This is a genomic window from Pseudomonas capsici, assembly GCF_017165765.1.
Classification (GTDB): domain Bacteria; phylum Pseudomonadota; class Gammaproteobacteria; order Pseudomonadales; family Pseudomonadaceae; genus Aquipseudomonas; species Aquipseudomonas capsici.
The window spans coordinates 37,957-54,178 of record NZ_JAFGZD010000024.1 but is presented as its reverse complement, the minus strand read 5'-3'; the positions used below and the strand labels follow the sequence as shown (position 1 = coordinate 54,178).

At 58.9% G+C, this 16,222-nt stretch carries 14 protein-coding genes; 5 read left to right on the top strand and 9 right to left on the bottom strand.

Annotated elements, in window-relative coordinates; translation table 11 throughout:
- Positions 1-28: 28 nt before the first annotated feature.
- On the top strand, positions 29-676 hold the full coding sequence (gene pdxH, locus JSY17_RS22815) for a pyridoxamine 5'-phosphate oxidase (protein ID WP_122371959.1): 648 nt from the start codon (positions 29-31) through the stop codon (positions 674-676).
- Positions 677-825: 149 nt separating this feature from the next.
- Positions 826-1,290 carry an outer membrane lipoprotein gene (locus JSY17_RS22810; RefSeq protein ID WP_117166078.1) on the top strand — a complete coding sequence of 155 codons (465 nt, stop codon included), beginning with the start codon at positions 826-828 and terminating at the stop codon, positions 1,288-1,290.
- A gap of 57 nt (positions 1,291-1,347) precedes the next feature.
- On the opposite strand, the gene nhaA is transcribed toward JSY17_RS22810, so the two are convergent.
- Positions 1,348-2,532, bottom strand: a complete 1,185-nt coding sequence (gene nhaA, locus JSY17_RS22805; RefSeq protein WP_117183421.1) for a Na+/H+ antiporter NhaA — start codon at positions 2,530-2,532, stop codon at positions 1,348-1,350.
- A 239-nt stretch (positions 2,533-2,771) separates the two neighbouring features.
- Here nhaA and JSY17_RS22800 point away from each other — a divergent pair, with 239 nt between their 5' ends.
- Complete coding sequence (locus tag JSY17_RS22800) at positions 2,772-3,866, top strand: PLP-dependent cysteine synthase family protein (RefSeq protein ID WP_117183422.1); 1,095 nt, start codon at positions 2,772-2,774, stop codon at positions 3,864-3,866.
- A gap of 131 nt (positions 3,867-3,997) precedes the next feature.
- On the opposite strand, the gene JSY17_RS22795 is transcribed toward JSY17_RS22800, so the two are convergent.
- The 7 genes from JSY17_RS22795 to JSY17_RS22765 form a co-directional block, all read right to left on the bottom strand.
- Entirely contained in the window at positions 3,998-5,605 is a 1,608-nt protein-coding gene (locus tag JSY17_RS22795) for an NAD(P)/FAD-dependent oxidoreductase (RefSeq protein WP_201012324.1), read from the bottom strand.
- Between the two features lie 93 nt (positions 5,606-5,698).
- Entirely contained in the window at positions 5,699-6,391 is a 693-nt protein-coding gene (locus tag JSY17_RS22790) for a COG3650 family protein (protein ID WP_117183424.1), read from the bottom strand.
- Positions 6,392-6,505: 114 nt separating this feature from the next.
- A complete protein-coding gene (locus JSY17_RS22785) occupies positions 6,506-7,207 on the bottom strand; it encodes an ABC transporter ATP-binding protein (RefSeq protein WP_117166083.1) in 702 nt (233 codons plus the stop codon).
- The gene (gene livG / locus JSY17_RS22780) at positions 7,208-7,975 is read right to left on the bottom strand and encodes a high-affinity branched-chain amino acid ABC transporter ATP-binding protein LivG (protein ID WP_117166084.1); all 768 of its coding nucleotides are present in this window, start codon (positions 7,973-7,975) and stop codon (positions 7,208-7,210) included.
- Positions 7,972-9,228, bottom strand: coding sequence for a high-affinity branched-chain amino acid ABC transporter permease LivM (locus JSY17_RS22775; protein ID WP_117166085.1), 1,257 nt, complete (start codon positions 9,226-9,228; stop codon positions 7,972-7,974). The genes livG and JSY17_RS22775 overlap by 4 nt, the downstream gene beginning before the upstream one ends.
- On the bottom strand, positions 9,225-10,154 hold the full coding sequence (gene livH / locus JSY17_RS22770) for a high-affinity branched-chain amino acid ABC transporter permease LivH (RefSeq protein ID WP_117166086.1): 930 nt from the start codon (positions 10,152-10,154) through the stop codon (positions 9,225-9,227). Before livH ends, JSY17_RS22775 begins: the two co-directional genes overlap by 4 nt.
- Before the next feature lie 261 nt (positions 10,155-10,415).
- Positions 10,416-11,543, bottom strand: coding sequence for a branched-chain amino acid ABC transporter substrate-binding protein (locus tag JSY17_RS22765; RefSeq protein ID WP_117166087.1), 1,128 nt, complete (start codon positions 11,541-11,543; stop codon positions 10,416-10,418).
- A 333-nt stretch (positions 11,544-11,876) separates the two neighbouring features.
- Here JSY17_RS22765 and JSY17_RS22760 point away from each other — a divergent pair, with 333 nt between their 5' ends.
- Positions 11,877-12,182 carry a DUF2288 domain-containing protein gene (locus JSY17_RS22760; protein ID WP_200980513.1) on the top strand — a complete coding sequence of 102 codons (306 nt, stop codon included), beginning with the start codon at positions 11,877-11,879 and terminating at the stop codon, positions 12,180-12,182.
- 54 nt (positions 12,183-12,236) lie between these two features.
- Here JSY17_RS22760 and JSY17_RS22755 read toward each other — a convergent pair whose 3' ends face one another.
- The gene (locus JSY17_RS22755) at positions 12,237-14,549 is read right to left on the bottom strand and encodes a putative bifunctional diguanylate cyclase/phosphodiesterase (protein ID WP_206402646.1); all 2,313 of its coding nucleotides are present in this window, start codon (positions 14,547-14,549) and stop codon (positions 12,237-12,239) included.
- Between the two features lie 321 nt (positions 14,550-14,870).
- Between JSY17_RS22755 and JSY17_RS22750 the strand changes: the two genes are divergently transcribed.
- Positions 14,871-16,208: a spinster family MFS transporter gene (locus JSY17_RS22750; RefSeq protein ID WP_206402647.1), complete on the top strand. Its 1,338-nt coding sequence runs from the start codon at positions 14,871-14,873 to the stop codon at positions 16,206-16,208.
- The last annotated feature ends 14 nt before the right edge of the window (positions 16,209-16,222 follow it).

The window sequence follows — 16,222 nt, the reverse complement described above, 5'->3', positions numbered from 1 at the left end:
TCGCATTATTTCGGTGAAGGAACCCGTCATGACCCAAGCCCTGGCCGATATGCGCCGTGATTATGCCCGCGATGGTTTGACCGAAGCGCAGGCACCCGATGAGCCCTTCGCCCTGTTCCACAAATGGTTCGACGAAGCGGTCAAGACAGAACAGCCTCCGGTAGAAGCCAATGCCATGACGCTTGCGACAGTCGACGAAGAAGGGCGTCCGCATTGCCGGGTTCTGCTGCTCAAGGGACTGGATGCGCTGGGCTTCACCTTCTTCACCAACTATGACAGTGCCAAGGGGCAGCATCTGGCTGCACGTCCGTTTGCGGCCATGACCTTCTTCTGGCCGACCCTTGAACGTCAGGTACGTATCGAAGGGCGTGTGGTCAAGGTCAGTGCGCAGGAGTCCGATGCGTATTTTCAGGTTCGTCCGCTGGGCAGCCGCCTGGGTGCCTGGGCGTCACCGCAAAGTCGCGTCATAGCCGATCGTGCGGAACTTGAAGGCCTGATCAGGCAGACCGAACAGCGTTTTCTCGATACACAGCCTCATTGCCCGGATCATTGGGGCGGCTATCGTCTTTTGCCTGAGCGGATCGAGTTCTGGCAGGGGCGTCCAAGTCGTTTGCATGATCGCTTGAACTATCGTTTGATAGACGGTCAGTGGGCACGGGAACGTCTGGCCCCCTGAGGCATGAACTATTCTGTTACCAGATCATCGTAGCGTTACATGTAGCGTCGCTGTATGACGCCTGAATGAATTTAAATTGCAGGAGCAGGACCGTGACAGCGTCGACAGGGCGGAGTCTAATGGCCACTTGTTCCTTTGGAGATGCCTTTATGCGCAAGTCTGCTTTTCTGGTCGCCTCGTTCACAGCGATGGCGCTGACACTGGGCGGTTGTACCTCGAGTCTCACGGGGGATTCCTACTCCCGTGAAGAAGCCAGGACTGTACAGACCGTTCGCCTGGGTACTGTCGAATCTCTGCGACCAGTCAAAATCGAAGGCACCAAGACGCCAATCGGCGCAGGTGCCGGTGCCGTTGTCGGTGGTGTAGGCGGTAGCGCCATCGGTGGCGGGCGCGGCAGTGTCGTTGCTGCGGTGATCGGTGCCGTGGCCGGTGGCCTGCTTGGCTCCATGACCGAAGAAGGTCTGACCCGTACTCAAGGTGTGGAAATCACCGTGCGTGAAGACGATGGCAGCATGCGTGCCTATGTGCAGCAGGTTCAGGAAAACGAGATTTTCCGTGTCGGCGAGCGCGTGCGCATCATGACCGTCAATGGCACGAGCCGCGTAACACACTGATCTGTCTGACAGCCAGTGATGAAAAACCCGAGCCTTGGCTCGGGTTTTTTATGGCGATCAGGCCCGGTGCTTTCTGCTGTACAGGAGCATGACGGCATAACCAATCAGTGCCGAGAGAATGGAGCCGGTGAGGATGCCCATGCGATCTTCTCCCGCGTAGTCGCTTGCACCCGCTTCGAAAGCCAGTGAGCCAACGAACAGGCTCATGGTGAAGCCGATCCCGCAGAGGATCGAAACGCCCAGGACCTGCCCCCAGTTGGCTTCGTTCGGCAGCTTCGCAAGCCCCGTCTGGATCGCCAGCCATGTCAGCCCGAAGACCCCCAGCGTCTTGCCGATCAACAGACCGGCAGCAATCCCCATGGGCACTGGATGGGTGAAGTTTTCCAGCGTAACGCCAGCCAGGGAAACACCGGCGTTGGCAAAGGCAAAAAGCGGCAGGATTCCGTAGGCGACCCAAGGGTGCAGCCCATGCTCCAGGCTCAGCAGCGGTGAAGCCTTCGAGGCTTTGATGCGCAGCGGTATGCAGAAGGCCAGAACCACGCCCGCCAGCGTCGCATGCACGCCACTCTTGAGCACACAGACCCACAGTACGAGGCCGACCAGCAGATAGGGCCCGAGCTTTGCCACGCCGAGCCTGTTCATCACGATCAGGGCCAGGATGGAGGCTCCCGCGAGCATCAGCGACAGGCTCGACAGTTCACCCGAGTAGAACAGCGCAATGACGACGATCGCACCGAGGTCGTCGATGATGGCGAGTGTCATCAGGAACAGCTTGAGCGATACCGGCACGCGCTTGCCGAGCAGGGCGAGCACGCCCAGGGCAAAGGCGATATCGGTTGCCATGGGAATGGCCCAGCCACCCAGGGCGGCAGGGTTGTCCTTGTTGAGCACGTAATAGATGAGTGCCGGAACGACCATGCCGCCAATGGCTGCAGCGCCGGGCAATACGACTTGTGATGGCCTGGACAGTTGGCCTTCAAGTACTTCGCGCTTGACCTCAAGCCCTATGACCAGAAAGAACAGTGCCATCAGGCCGTCGTTGATCCATAACAGCAGGGGCTTGGCGATCTTGATTGCGCCAATCTGGGCCACTACCGGAATATTGAGGAATTCGTTATATAGCCACGACAGCGGCGAGTTATTGATGATCAGGGCCAGGGCAGCAGCAGCGATGAGCAGCAGGCCGCCTGCTGCTTCAAGTTGAAAGAAACGTATGATCGTATTGCGCATCGGTGCGGTCATGCTCCATGGTTTCAAGGAAAAGCCCGCTACCCTACCGTTTACCTGGCGGGGTTAAAACAAAAGTTATATTCGTTTTGGTTCTAAAGGTAACGGCCCTTTTGCAGTTTCTGAAGTCTAACAATTATGTAACTTATTAATTCCTAACTGTGCCTGTTTTGGATGTAGGTTATTTCCTAAAATTTTGTTCTCAACAACTTTATGTAACTTCCGGTCATTCGGAATAGAAGAGCAGTCAGTCCATGATCGATAACCGTCCCTGGTCCCGCGAAGCCATCCGCATCATCGAAGCAGACTTCCAGCGCAGCGCCGACACCCACTTGATTCCCTTGTCACTGCCAGGGTTGCCCGGTGTAGAGCTGTACTTCAAGGACGAGTCCAGCCATCCCACCGGTAGCCTCAAGCACCGTCTGGCGCGTTCGCTGTTTCTGTATGCCTTGTGCAATGGCTGGCTCAAGGCCGGAGCGCCGGTAATCGAGGCATCCAGCGGCTCCACGGCGATTTCCGAGGCCTACTTTGCCCGCCTGCTGGGCCTGCCGTTCGTGGCCGTGATGCCGGCGAGCACTTCCCGGGCGAAGATCGAGCAGATTGCCTTTTATGGTGGCAAGAGCCATCTGGTCCAGGATCCGACGCAGATCTATGCCGAGTCCGAAAGGCTGGCGCGGGAAACCGGCGGGCATTTCATGGACCAGTTCACCTATGCCGAGCGGGCCACCGACTGGCGGGCGAACAACAACATTGCCGAGTCGATCTATCAGCAACTGCGTTTTGAAAAGCATCCGGTACCGACCTGGCTGATTTCCAGCCCCGGTACGGGCGGCACGACGGCGACGCTGGGACGTTACGTGCGCTATCGCCAGCACTCCACGCGAGTGCTGTGCGCCGATGCCGAGCGTTCGGTGTTCTTCGATTATTACCGCAGCGGTGATGCCAGCCTGCGTCTGGAATGCGGGTCGCGTATCGAAGGTATCGGCAGACCAAGGGTCGAGGCTTCTTTCCTGCCCAATGTGATCGATGCCATGGTCAAGGTGCCGGACGCCCTGTCGCTGGCGGCCATGCATTACCTGGCCGGACGCCTGGGGCGCAAGGTCGGCGGGTCCAGCGGCACCAACCTCATAGGCGCGCTGCTGGCAGCCCGGCAGATGGTCGATGCGGGAGAGGAGGGCTCGATCGTGGCGATTCTGTGCGATGGCGGGGAGCGCTATGCCAGCACCTATTACGATGAGGACTGGCTCAAGGCTCAGGGTTATGAACTGGCCGGACTGATCGAAGGCATTGCGGCCTGCGCCGAACAGGGCAAGGCCTTGCCCGACGATGTGTTGCGAGCAGGCCTGTAGGAGGCTTGTCCCTTGTGGGAGAGGCCTTGGCCGCGACGACCAGCTTACAGGCAACACATCTTTCAGCGCGCTTCAAACCGGCTGTCGCGGCCAAGGCCCCTCCCGCATTGTGACCCGGCAAGGGGGAGTGCTTATTCGATTCCCAGCATGTTGCGCGCAAGCCCTTCGGCAATCCGGATGCCGTCCACACCTGCGGACAGGATGCCGCCGGCATAACCGGCGCCTTCGCCTGCCGGGTACAGGCCCTTGACGTTGAGGCTCTGCATGTCCGCGCCACGCGTGATGCGCAGCGGGGCTGAGGTGCGGGTTTCGATGCCGGTCAGCACCGCATCATGCAGGGCAAAGCCTTTGATCTGCTTGTCGAACGCTGGCAATGCTTCGCGAATGGCTTCGATGGCATAGGCGGGCAGGGCGTCGGCCAGATCCATCAGTTTTACGCCTGGCTTGTAGGACGGCTCGACGCTGCCCAGCTCTGTAGAAGCCTTGCCGGCAATGAAGTCGCCAACCAGTTGTGCAGGCGCCTCATAAGTGCCGCCGCCCATCACGAAAGCGTGGGATTCCAGGCGTTCCTGCAGCTCGATCCCGGCCAGCGGGCTGCCCGGGTAATCTTCCGGGGTAATGCCGACCACGATGCCCGAGTTGGCATTGCGCTCGTTGCGCGAGTACTGGCTCATGCCGTTGGTGACCACACGGTTCGGCTCTGAGGTCGCAGCGACCACAGTACCGCCCGGGCACATGCAGAAGCTGTAGACCGAACGACCGTTACTGGCATGGTGCACCAGCTTGTAGTCGGCAGCGCCCAGTTTCGGGTGACCGGCATATTTACCCAGTCGGGCACGGTCGATCAGCGATTGCGGATGCTCGATACGGAAACCTACCGAGAACGGCTTGGCTTCCATGTACACGCCACGGCTGTGCAGCATGCGGAATGTATCGCGGGCGCTGTGACCCAGCGCCAGGATGACATGGCGCGACTCGATGCGTTCGCCGCTGTCCAGTACGACACCCTGCAACTGGCCGTCTTCGATCCGCAAGTCGGTCACACGCTGCTGGAAACGAACTTCACCGCCCAGGGCTTCGATCTGCTGACGCATGTTTTCAACCACGCCCGTCAGACGGAAGGTGCCGATGTGCGGTTTGCTGACGTAGAGAATTTCTTCCGGGGCACCGGCTTTCACGAACTCGTGCAGCACCTTGCGGCCGTGGAATTTCGGGTCCTTGATCTGGCTGTAGAGCTTGCCGTCGGAAAAGGTCCCGGCACCGCCCTCGCCAAACTGCACATTGGATTCGGGGTTGAGGATCTTCTTGCGCCACAGGCCCCAGGTATCCTTGGTGCGCTGGCGCACTTCCTTGCCGCGTTCGAGAATGATCGGCTTGAAGCCCATCTGAGCCAGCAGCAGTGCGGCGAAAATCCCGCAGGGGCCAAAGCCGACCACGATCGGGCGCTCTTTCAGATCCGCAGGGGCATGGCCCACGACTTTATAGCTGACATCCGGTGCCGGGCCGACATGGCGGTCATTGGCCAGTTTGCGCAGCAGGGCTTCTTCGTCGCGAACCTGGAAATCGATGGTGTAGATGAAGAACAGCTCGGAGGACTTCTTGCGCGCATCGTAGCTGCGCTTGAACAGGGTGAAGTCCAGCAGTTCGCTGCTGTCGATACCCAGATGCTGCAACAGGGCAGCGCGCAGGTCTTCGTCCGGGTGATCGATCGGCAGCTTGAGTTCGGTGATTCGTAACATTAAGGGGTCCAGTTTTCGGGCCGCAGGTTCAGCCCGACAGCACTACAAGAACCGGCGATTATAAGCCCTGAACCCCTGTCACGGCGAGTCGCATCAATCGTTGCGCGAACCGCCGTAATAGCCGCAGCCACGCTGGGTCTGGCCGTTGACGCGCAGTTCGGCGCTCAGGTGCTGTACCGATCCATTGACGCTGTCGACGCAGCGCTGAGGCGTTACCCAGAGTTCGATGCGTTGATTGTTGGCTTCGGTGCTGACGCTGAAGCTGCCGTCGGGCAGTTGTTCTTCGAGATAAGGGAACGCCAGCGGTTCCTGACCTTCACGCTCCAGAACCATGCCCTTGCCGCCGACATTGACGTTCCAGGCAGGTTTGTTGCCGCTGGCATGCAGGGTCAGGCGCTTGAAGTTGAGGTCTTCGCAGGACTGGTCGGGACGTGCGACGCGATAGAACTGATACAGGTCCACTTGCCCGTCACTGTTGACGGCCTTGCTGGCAACGAAGTTGCCCCGCAGATCGGCAAACACCTGGCCATTGCTGTCGGCCAGAGAAGCGGCTTCCTGAAGGATGCCGGTATTGCCGCGATCCTTGACCACGTAGCGGCGTTGCTCATGGCATGGCTTGAACAGCAGTTGTCCGTTTTCCCCGATCAGATCGCCTTGCATGCGAATCATGCCGGCGGTAGACACTTTGGTCGCATCCTGCGATTTGCCCAGGGGAAGGCCGAGCATCTGGCACCCGGCGAACAGTGGCAAGAGGGCGAATACAAAGGCGGAACGAACAGCGGACATGGGGCGGTCTCCAGATTGGTGCCGCCACGTTACTCAGCCTGCCGCTTCATCACAAGGGCACTACCAGGCATGGGGCGAATTTATTCGCGAATAAATTCGCCCCATGCCCAACGGTCAACCGCCCAGATAGGCATCCCGTACTTTCGGGTCCACCAGCAGCTCTTCCCCGGAACCTTGCATCACCACGCGACCGTTCTCCAGAACATAGGCGCGGTCGGCAATTTTCAGGGCCTGGTTGGCGTTCTGTTCTACCAGGAACACGGTCACGCCATCACGACGCAGCTGTTCGACGATCTCGAAAATCTGCTGAATGATGATCGGTGCCAGACCCAGCGAAGGTTCGTCCAGCAACAGCAGCTTGGGCTTGCTCATCAGCGCACGGCCGATGGCGAGCATCTGCTGTTCGCCGCCGGACATGGTGCCGCCGCGCTGGGTGAAGCGTTCCTTGAGGCGCGGGAACAGATGCAGAACCTTGTCCATCTGCTCCTGATAATCGCCCTTTTCGGTGAAGAAGCCGCCCATGGCCAGGTTCTCTTCGACGGTCAGGCGAGAGAACACGCGACGGCCTTCCGGCACCACCGCGATGCTCTTGCGCATGATGACCGAAGACTCCAGGCCCACCAGTTCCTCGCCCATGTAGCGAATGCTGCCGCTGTGGGCGCGTGGTGATCCGCACAGGGTCATCAACAGCGTGGACTTGCCCGCGCCGTTGGCACCGATCAGGGTGACGATTTCGCCCTTGCGGACTTCGACGTTGACGCTGTGCAGCGCCTGGATCTTGCCGTAGAAGGTGGAAACGTTTTCAAACTGCAGCATTTACGCTTCCCCCAGGTAGGCTTTGATCACTTCAGGATTGTCGCGGATCTCTTGCGGTGTGCCGTCGGCCAGAGGCGTACCCTGGTTGATCACCACGATATGGTCGGAAATGCTCATGACCAGTTTCATGTCGTGCTCGATCAGCAATACCGTGGCGTTGTGCTCGTTGCGCAACACGCCGATCAGCGCCTTGAGGTCCTCGGTTTCCTTGGGGTTCAGGCCGGCTGCCGGCTCGTCGAGCATCAGGATGCGCGGGCGGGTCATCATGCAGCGGGCGATTTCCAGGCGGCGTTGCTGACCATAGGCCAGGGTGCCGGCCGCCCGGTTGGCGAACTCCTTGAGGTTCACCGCTTCCAGCCAGTGCTCGGCATAGTCCATGGCCTCGCGCTCGCTTCTGCGGAATGCCGGGGTCTTGAACAGGCCGGACAGGAAGTTGGTGTTCAGGTGCCGGTGCTGGGCGACCAGCAGGTTTTCCACGGCGGTCATTTCCTTGAACAGACGCACGTTCTGGAAGGTCCGGACCACGCCCTTGCGGGCGATCTCGTGGCCGGCAAGGCCCTGGATCGGCTCGCCATCGAGCAGGATGGTGCCCGCCGTAGGCTTGTAGAAACCGGTCAGGCAGTTGAAGACCGTGGTCTTGCCGGCGCCGTTGGGGCCGATCATCGACACGACCTGTTTTTCATTGACGGTCAGGCCCACGCCGTTGACGGCCAGCAGGCCACCGAAGCGCATGCTCAGACCCGATGCTTGCAGTAATGGACGGCTCATTTACGCAGCTCCATGTGAGGGCGCTGCATAGGCAGGAAACCTTGAGGACGCCAGATCATCATCAGCACCATCATGGCGCCGAACATCAACATGCGGTATTCGCTGAATTCACGCATCAACTCGGGCAGCAGGATCATCACGATGGCAGCGAGGATGACGCCAAGCTGCGAGCCCATGCCGCCAAGAACGACGATGGCCAGGATGATTGCCGATTCGATGAAGGTGAAGGACTCCGGTGTCACCAGACCCTGACGGGCGGCGAAGAAACTACCGGCGAAACCTGCGAACGCTGCACCCAGGGTGAAGGCCGACAGCTTGATCACGGTCGGATTCAGACCCAGAGCGCGGCAGGCGATTTCGTCTTCACGCAATGCTTCCCAGGCACGGCCGATGGGCATGCGCAGCAGGCGGTTGATGACGAACAGCGCCGCCAGAGCCAGCAGCAGGGCGACCAGATAGAGGAAGATCACCTTGTTGATCGAGTTGTAGGTCAGGCCGAAGAACTCGTGGAAGGTCTGCATGCCTTCAGCCGCCTTGCGCTCGAACGTCAGACCGAAAAACGTCGGTTTTTCGATGTTGCTGATGCCGTTCGGGCCGCCGGTGAAGTCGGTCATGTTACGCAGCAGCAGACGAATGATTTCACCGAAGCCCAGCGTCACGATGGCCAGATAGTCACCGCGCAGGCGCAATACCGGGAAGCCCAGCAGGAAGCCGAACAGTGCGGCCATCAGCCCGGCAATCGGCAGGCAGATCCAGAAGCCCAGACCGAAGTAGTGGGAGAGCATGGCATAGCTATAGGCACCGACGGCATAGAAGCCGACATAGCCCAGGTCCAGCAGGCCCGCCAGACCGACCACGATGTTCAGGCCCAGGCCCAGCATCACGTAGATCAGGATCAGGGTCGCGATGTCCACCGCGCCACGGGAGCCGAAGAATGGCCAGACCAGTGCAACCATGACCAGTGCCAGAATGAACCAGCGCTGGGTGCTCGGCAGGGTCAGGAAGTTGCTGGCCCTGGACGGTACGCTCGGCAGGCTCGGCGATGCGCGCCAGGCTGCGGAGATCTGCTCATGGAACAGCACGCGCACGAACATGAGCGCGGCACAGGCCAGGATGATTGTCACGGTGGTGGCACTGGCACCAATGACCGTCAGGTTTACCCCGACGATCTCCAGTTTCAGTCCCAGCACCGGGTAGGCGACAGCCAGCACCAGCAAGGCGCTGAAAAACGCCGACTTGAGATTCTTGGTCATACTTTTTCAACCTCCGGACGGCCAAGCAGGCCGGTCGGCCGGAACAACAGCACCAATACGAGAAGACTGAACGCAACGACATCCTTGTACTGGTCGCCGAACACGTCGGCACCAAAGGCTTCGGCTACGCCCAGTACCAGGCCACCGAGCATGGCGCCCGGAATACTGCCGATACCGCCAAGCACGGCTGCGGTGAACGCCTTGATACCGACCAGGAAGCCCGCGTTGGGGTTGATCACGCCGTATTGCATGCTCAGCAGTACGGCAGCGATGGCAGCCAGGGCGGCACCGATGACGAAGGTCAGGGCAATGATGTTGTTGGTGTTGATACCCAGCAGGTTGGCCATCTTGATGTCTTCGGCACAGGCGCGGCACGCACGACCCAGGCGGGAGCGGGAGATGAACCAGGTCAGGCCGAGCATCGCGATCACCGTCACGACGAAGATCAGCACCTGCATGTACGAGATCACGACTTCATGGGTGCTGGCAGAGCCGAACACGAAGTTGCCGGGAATCAGGTTGGGGATCGACTTGTCCTTGGAGTCCTGGGAAAGCAACACGGTGTTCTGCAGGAACAGGGACATACCGATGGCAGAAATAAGCGGGATCAGCCGGTTACTGCCGCGCAATGGCCGGTAGGCCACACGTTCGATTGCATAACCGTAGGCACTGGTCACGACAATACTTGCGGCGAAGGCTGCGGTAATCAGCAGCGGCAAGCTGCCCAGGCCCATCATCGTCAGACCTGCGATGGCAATGAACGCCACGTAGGAACCGATCATGTACACCTCGCCGTGGGCGAAGTTGATCATGCCGATGATGCCGTAGACCATGGTGTAACCGATGGCAATCAAGGCATAAGTGCTGCCAATGGTCATGCCATTAACCAGCTGTTGGAAAAAGTGATAGATATCTATCTCGGGCATTACAGCGCTCCTAAAAACCTGCTCTGTGTTTCACTGGTTGAATCTCTACCGGCTGCACGTCGTGCTCTGGGTCCACGTTGATGCAGCTGGGTCTGTTGCCGTTTCAGCACGAGCCGTGCGCAAACGACAGCAGCCCCTCGTGAATCACGGGTAACGGTTTCAAGATATTCAGGGACGTCAGGACCCTGTGGGATCCATGCGCCTCGCAAAACAAAGCCCACTGAGGTAGCAGTGGGCTCTGAGGTCGATCAAGGCACGTGATTACTTCACGGGAGCCTCGGTCTTGGTGCCGTCTTTGTGCCAGGTGTAAACCACGAACTTGAAGTCCTTCAGGTCGCCCTTGGCATCGAATGCCAGGTCGCCGGTCGGAGTCTTGAAGGTGTTGGCACGCAGGGCAGCGGCGACCTTGTCGGTGTCTTCGCTCTTGGCGATCTTGATTGCGTCGGCAATCACGGTCACGGCCGAGTAGGACGGGAACACGAACGGACCGCTCGGGTCTTCTTTCTTGGCCTTGAAGGCATCAACCAGAGCCTTGTTGGCCGGATCCTGGTCGAAGGAGGCAGGCAGGGTGACCAGCAGGCCTTCGGAAGCATCCTGGGCAATCTGCGAGATCGAAGCGTTACCCACGCCTTCAGGGCCCATGAAGCCGGCTTTCAGGCCTTTTTCCTGGGACTGGCGCAGGATCAGGCCCAGTTCCGGGTGGTAGCCGCCGTAGTAGACGAAGTCGACGTTGGCCTGTTTCATCTTGGCGATCAGCGAAGAGAAGTCCTTGTCGCCAGCATTGATACCTTCGAACAGGGCAACTTTCACGCCGTCCTTTTCAAGGGTCTGCTTGACTGCAGTGGCAATGCCTTCACCGTACTGCTGCTTGTCGTGGATGACGGCAACGACCTTGGGTTTGACCTGCTTGGCAATATAGTCGCCTGCAGCCGGGCCTTGAGCGCTGTCCAGACCGATGGTGCGGAACACCAGCTTGTAGCCACGGGAAGTGATGTCCGGGCTGGTAGCGGCCGGAGTCACCATGATGATGCCTTCGTCTTCGTAGACGTCCGAAGCCGGTTGGGCCGAGCTGGAGCACAGGTGGCCGATGACGAACTTCACGCCGTCGTTGACGATCTTGTTGGCCACGGCAACCGCTTGTTTCGGGTCGCAGGCGTCGTCGTATTCGACAGCTTCAAGCTTCTTGCCATCAACGCCGCCCTTGGCGTTGATCTGTTCGATGGCCATTTTCGCACCGCTGAACTGCATATCGCCATACTGAGCGACTGCGCCGGTCTTCGGACCTGCGATGCCGATCTTGATGGTATCTGCTGCGAACGAATGGCTGGCAACTCCCGCCATAACCAATGCGGCAAACAGCTTCGAAAGCTTCTTGGTACCCTTAGTCATGATGCTCCACTCTTGCGTTGTAGTTTTTATAATCCTGATGGCTAAAGCTGCAGGATCGGACGTGATAACCGATCGCCTCCCCGGCTCTGCCAACTGTACCGGAACAGTTTAGAGTGCTGGTCGATGGCTTGAAAAGCTGGGCGCAGGGAGGGAAATCGGTTGATGTCGCTTAATCGAAAGAAAGTTACATAATTCAACCAATTAAGCCCATGAATTCGACCCCCATTTCATGGACCCATGAATAACTTTCCGATGATCGATTAATGCGCATTCGGGTTTGTCTGCGGAAAAGGCGGCGCTATCATTGCGCCGATTTTTCTTTTGGTGAAACCCATGAAGCAAGAACCTAGCACCCTCTATGCCAAACTGCTTGGCGAAACGGCTTCGATCAGCTGGAAAGAATTGCAACCATTCTTTGCCAAAGGTGCCCTGTTGTGGGTCGAGGAACCACTGGATCTGATCGAGGTTGCCGAGGCTGTGGCTGAAAATGACGCTACCCGGGTTTCCGCCTGGCTGGCCAGTGGACAGGTCGGCAAGGTGTCCGAGTCAAAGGCCATGGAGCTTGTGGAAAGCGATCCGCTGCTGTGGGCGGTAGTCGTCTCGCCCTGGGTGCTGATCCAGAACAGGGCGCGAGGCTGACGCTTGCACTGTAATGGCGCATCCGAAGGGCGCGCCTTCACCGATCCCTGTTCTTCAATCCGACCATCTGGAGCGTTTTGTGCGGGTTGCGCTGCGTACTGCCTGGTGTTCGCTGCCCGGCAGGTCACTGAAAAGATCCAGTGAGCGGGGAATCTCTGCGTCAAGATCCTTGATTTCAAACACCAGGGCGTTTGGCAAAAGGCTCGCGGGTTCGCGCTGGTTCATCTGCTTGACCAGCGGCAGCAGGCGCTCCAGCGGTTGCGGCTTGCTGAACAGATAGCCTTGCACATAATCGCAGCCGTACTGGCTGAGGAACTCCAGTTGCGCCGGGGTTTCCACGCCTTCTGTCACGACTTTCAGGCGCAAGGTGTGCGCCATGACGATAATCGCCTGGACGATCTCCATGTCCTGTGGCGACTTGGGAATGTCGATGATGAAGGAGCGGTCGATCTTCAGGGTGTCCAGCGGCAGGCGCTTGAGATAGGCCAGTGATGAATAGCCGGTGCCGAAGTCGTCGATGGAGAGCGAGACACCCAGGCTGCGAATGTGCTTGAGCATCACGATGGTGTTGCTGATATTGCCCATCAGGGCGTTCTCGGTCACCTCCAGTTCCAGACGACCGGGGGAGACGTTGGCCTCGCTCAATGCCTGCTCGACTTCATGGGCCAGTTCATCCCTGGCCAGGTTGAGCGCCGAGCAGTTCACCGCAATGATCATCTTGTCGAACCCGTCCAGGCGCAGGGCACCCAGGTCCTTGCAGGCACGGCGCAACACCCAGTTGTCCAGTTCGGCAATCAGCCCGTTGGCCTCGGCGATGCCGATGAAACGGTCGGGTATCAGCAGGCCATGTTGCGGATGATGCCAGCGCACCAGTGCTTCGAGTTTGGCCACATGACCGGTTCGCAGGTCGACGATGGGTTGGTAGTAGACCTGCAGGCCCGTTTCTTCGCGCAGGGCATTGCGCAGTTCTTCTTCCAGATGCAGTTCCAGGCTGGCTTTGGTCTTGAGAGCCGGGCTGAAGAAGTTGACCCGGTTACGGCCGTTGCCCTTGGATTGATAGAGCGCCAGATCCGCGTGCTTGAGCAGTTCGTCGCAGGTTGAACCGTCACGGGGAAAGACTGCGATGCCGATACTGGTGGTCATGACCATGCGCCGCCCAGCCAGGGCGATGGTTTCCTTCATCTTCTGCATGACCCGATAAGCCAGATGCCGTGCCTCTTCGTAGTCGGGAATGCTGAGCAGGATGCAGAACTCGTCGCCCCCGAAGCGCGCCACCACATCCTGAATCCGCGTTGCGCTGCGGATCCGTTCGGCAATGACCTTCAGCAGTTCATCGCCGGCGTCATGGCCCAGGCTGTCGTTGATACGCTTGAAGTGGTCGATATCCAGAAACATCACCGCCAGCATGCCGTTGCTGACGCTGTGTTCCAGCAGCTTCTCCCCGAATATCTGGTTGAACCCGCGTCGGTTGATGAGGTTGGTCAACGGGTCGTAGTGGGCAACCTGCTGCAACGATACCCGGGCCTGATCCAGCTGGCTGAGCAGGGCGTTGACCCGCTGCAGGTCATGCTCCTTGCTTTGCAGCTTCTTGTCGGCCATCGCCGCGCTGATACTGCCGGCAATGATCAACAAGGTGATGATGGCGATGGTCAGCCCCAGTTGCTGGCTGTTTTCGGTGTTGGGGATCTGCAGTTGCACTTCCAGGGGCAGGACCAGTTGCAGGGCCTCCATGCCCATCAGATGCATGGTCAGCAGACCCGCGCCCAGCAACAGGCTGACGCCGTACCTGAACATCTGGTGAAACATGCCGCTGTGATGGCGCAAATGCCTGGAAAGGGTCAGCAACGCAATGCTGGCCAGGATGGCAACCAGAATCGACAGGGCAAACATGCCCGGATCGTAATACTGCGTGGCATCGGAGCGCATGGCCGCCATGCCGACGTAATGCATGACACTGATGGCCAGCCCCATGATCAGGGCTGTGATCAGGCAACGCTTGATGCTCAGGGTTTCCATGCTCAGTGCCTTGACGGCGAGCAGCCCGGCGGCCAGCACGATCAGCAGCGACGAAACGGTGATGGGCAGGTCATAACTGATTTTCAGCGGTGCCTGGAAAGCCAGCATGCTGATGAAGTGCATGGCCCAGATACCGCCCGCCAGGCATAGCGCGGCCAGGGCTTTCCAGACACGACGATTCTTGCTCGCCTCGACCTGAATGACCCGATCCGAGATATCCAGCGTTGCAAAGCAGGCTGCGCACGCGACTCCGTAGGCCAGCGCCACCAGAAACAGGTTATGACTGCAGTTGATCAGTAATTGCCCGTTGGCCGGAAAACCGACAAACATATTCAAACCGAGCCATTCCATAGCGAGCCCTATTGTTCACTGCCAGGGTTCACCGAGGCTCCAGGCTCTGTACGTAAAGTAGCTGCGCGTCGCTCATGCGGCGTTTTCACCTTGCCTGAGGATCGCTTGCCGACTTTCCCTACAAACCTGAGCGTGGCGAATAGACATGAGTATAGAAGCTGAAAAAATCCTGCCAGTGTCAACACTCAAAAAAATGGAATTGCTTCAATAACCAATCGTTATAAAAAACTGAATTCCTGGATTTGAGGCCTTTTACGAATGTTTACAGTCGATTGGGCGGCGGGGCTCTAGAGTAAGCAGAAAAAAAGGGATGGATGCCTCATGAACAACCCCCCGACCGACAGCTCAGTCCAGGCTTCCAATGCCTGGCGCGTTTTGTTTCTGCTGTTTCTGGCCAACCTGTTCAACTTCTTCGATCGAGCGATTCCGGCGATCATCACCGAGCCCATTCGCAAGGAGTGGCACCTGAGTGACTTTCAGCTCGGGATTCTGGGTACGGCGTTTACTCTGGTCTATGCGATTGCAGGCTTGCCTCTGGGGCGCATGGCCGATACCGGGTCGCGCAAGAAACTGATGGGGTGGGGGCTTGCTGTCTGGAGCGGACTGACGGCAGTCAACGGGATGGTCAACAGTTTCTGGACGTTCCTGCTGGTGCGCATGGGCGTCGGGATCGGTGAAGCCAGTTATGCGCCAGCGGCCAACTCATTGATCGGTGACCTGTTCCCGGCTCATCGTCGTTCGCGAGCCATCGGCATTTTCATGCTGGGTCTGCCCCTGGGGCTGCTGCTGGCATTCTTCACCATTGGTGCGATGGTCAAGGCGTTCGACAGCTGGCGGGCCCCATTCTTTATCGCAGCAGTTCCCGGCCTGATTCTGGCGGTGTTCATCTTCATGATTCGTGAGCCCAAGCGTGGGGCTGCCGAAAGTGTGCAGATGGCCGAGGAGAAAATCGAAAAGCCGGTTCGCCGGGTGTTATCGATTCCGACCTTTTGCTGGCTGGTGCTGGCGGGGCTGACCTTCAACTTTGCGACCTATGCCTGCAACTCGTTCATGGTGCCGATGCTGCAACGCTACTTTCAGGTGTCTCTGCAGGAAGCGGCGGTGGCGACCGGGATCATCGTCGGCTTCACCGGGCTGATCGGCTTGACCCTGGGCGGCCTGATCGCGGACAAGCTGCACCAACGCTCGCCCAATGGACGGCTGTTGTTTGCGGCGTTCAGCATGCTGATCGCTACATTGGCCACGGGTTATGCCCTGCATGCGGGACGCGTCGAGATCGGGGTGTTTGTCGCGGTATTCAGCGTCGGCTGGCTGTTTGCCTATAACTTCTATACCTGCGTCTACACCGCCATTCAGGATGTGGTGGAGCCGCGTCTGCGGGCGACGGCCATGGCCTTGTTCTTTGCCGGGTTGTATCTGCTGGGCGGTGGACTTGGGCCGGTAGTGGTCGGCTGGTTATCCGATCACTATGCCCATGAAGCGATGACGCTGGCGGGAGCGGTGCAGATGGATGAAAGCTTCAAGGCCACCGGATTGCACGATGCGATGTACCTGATCCCGGTGACCCTGGGCATGACCCTGGTGTTTCTGCTGCTGGCTTCGCGTTGTTTCACAAGAGATGCCAAGCGGATGACCGACAGGATGCTGAATCCTCGGTAGGCGTCATGTAGAGG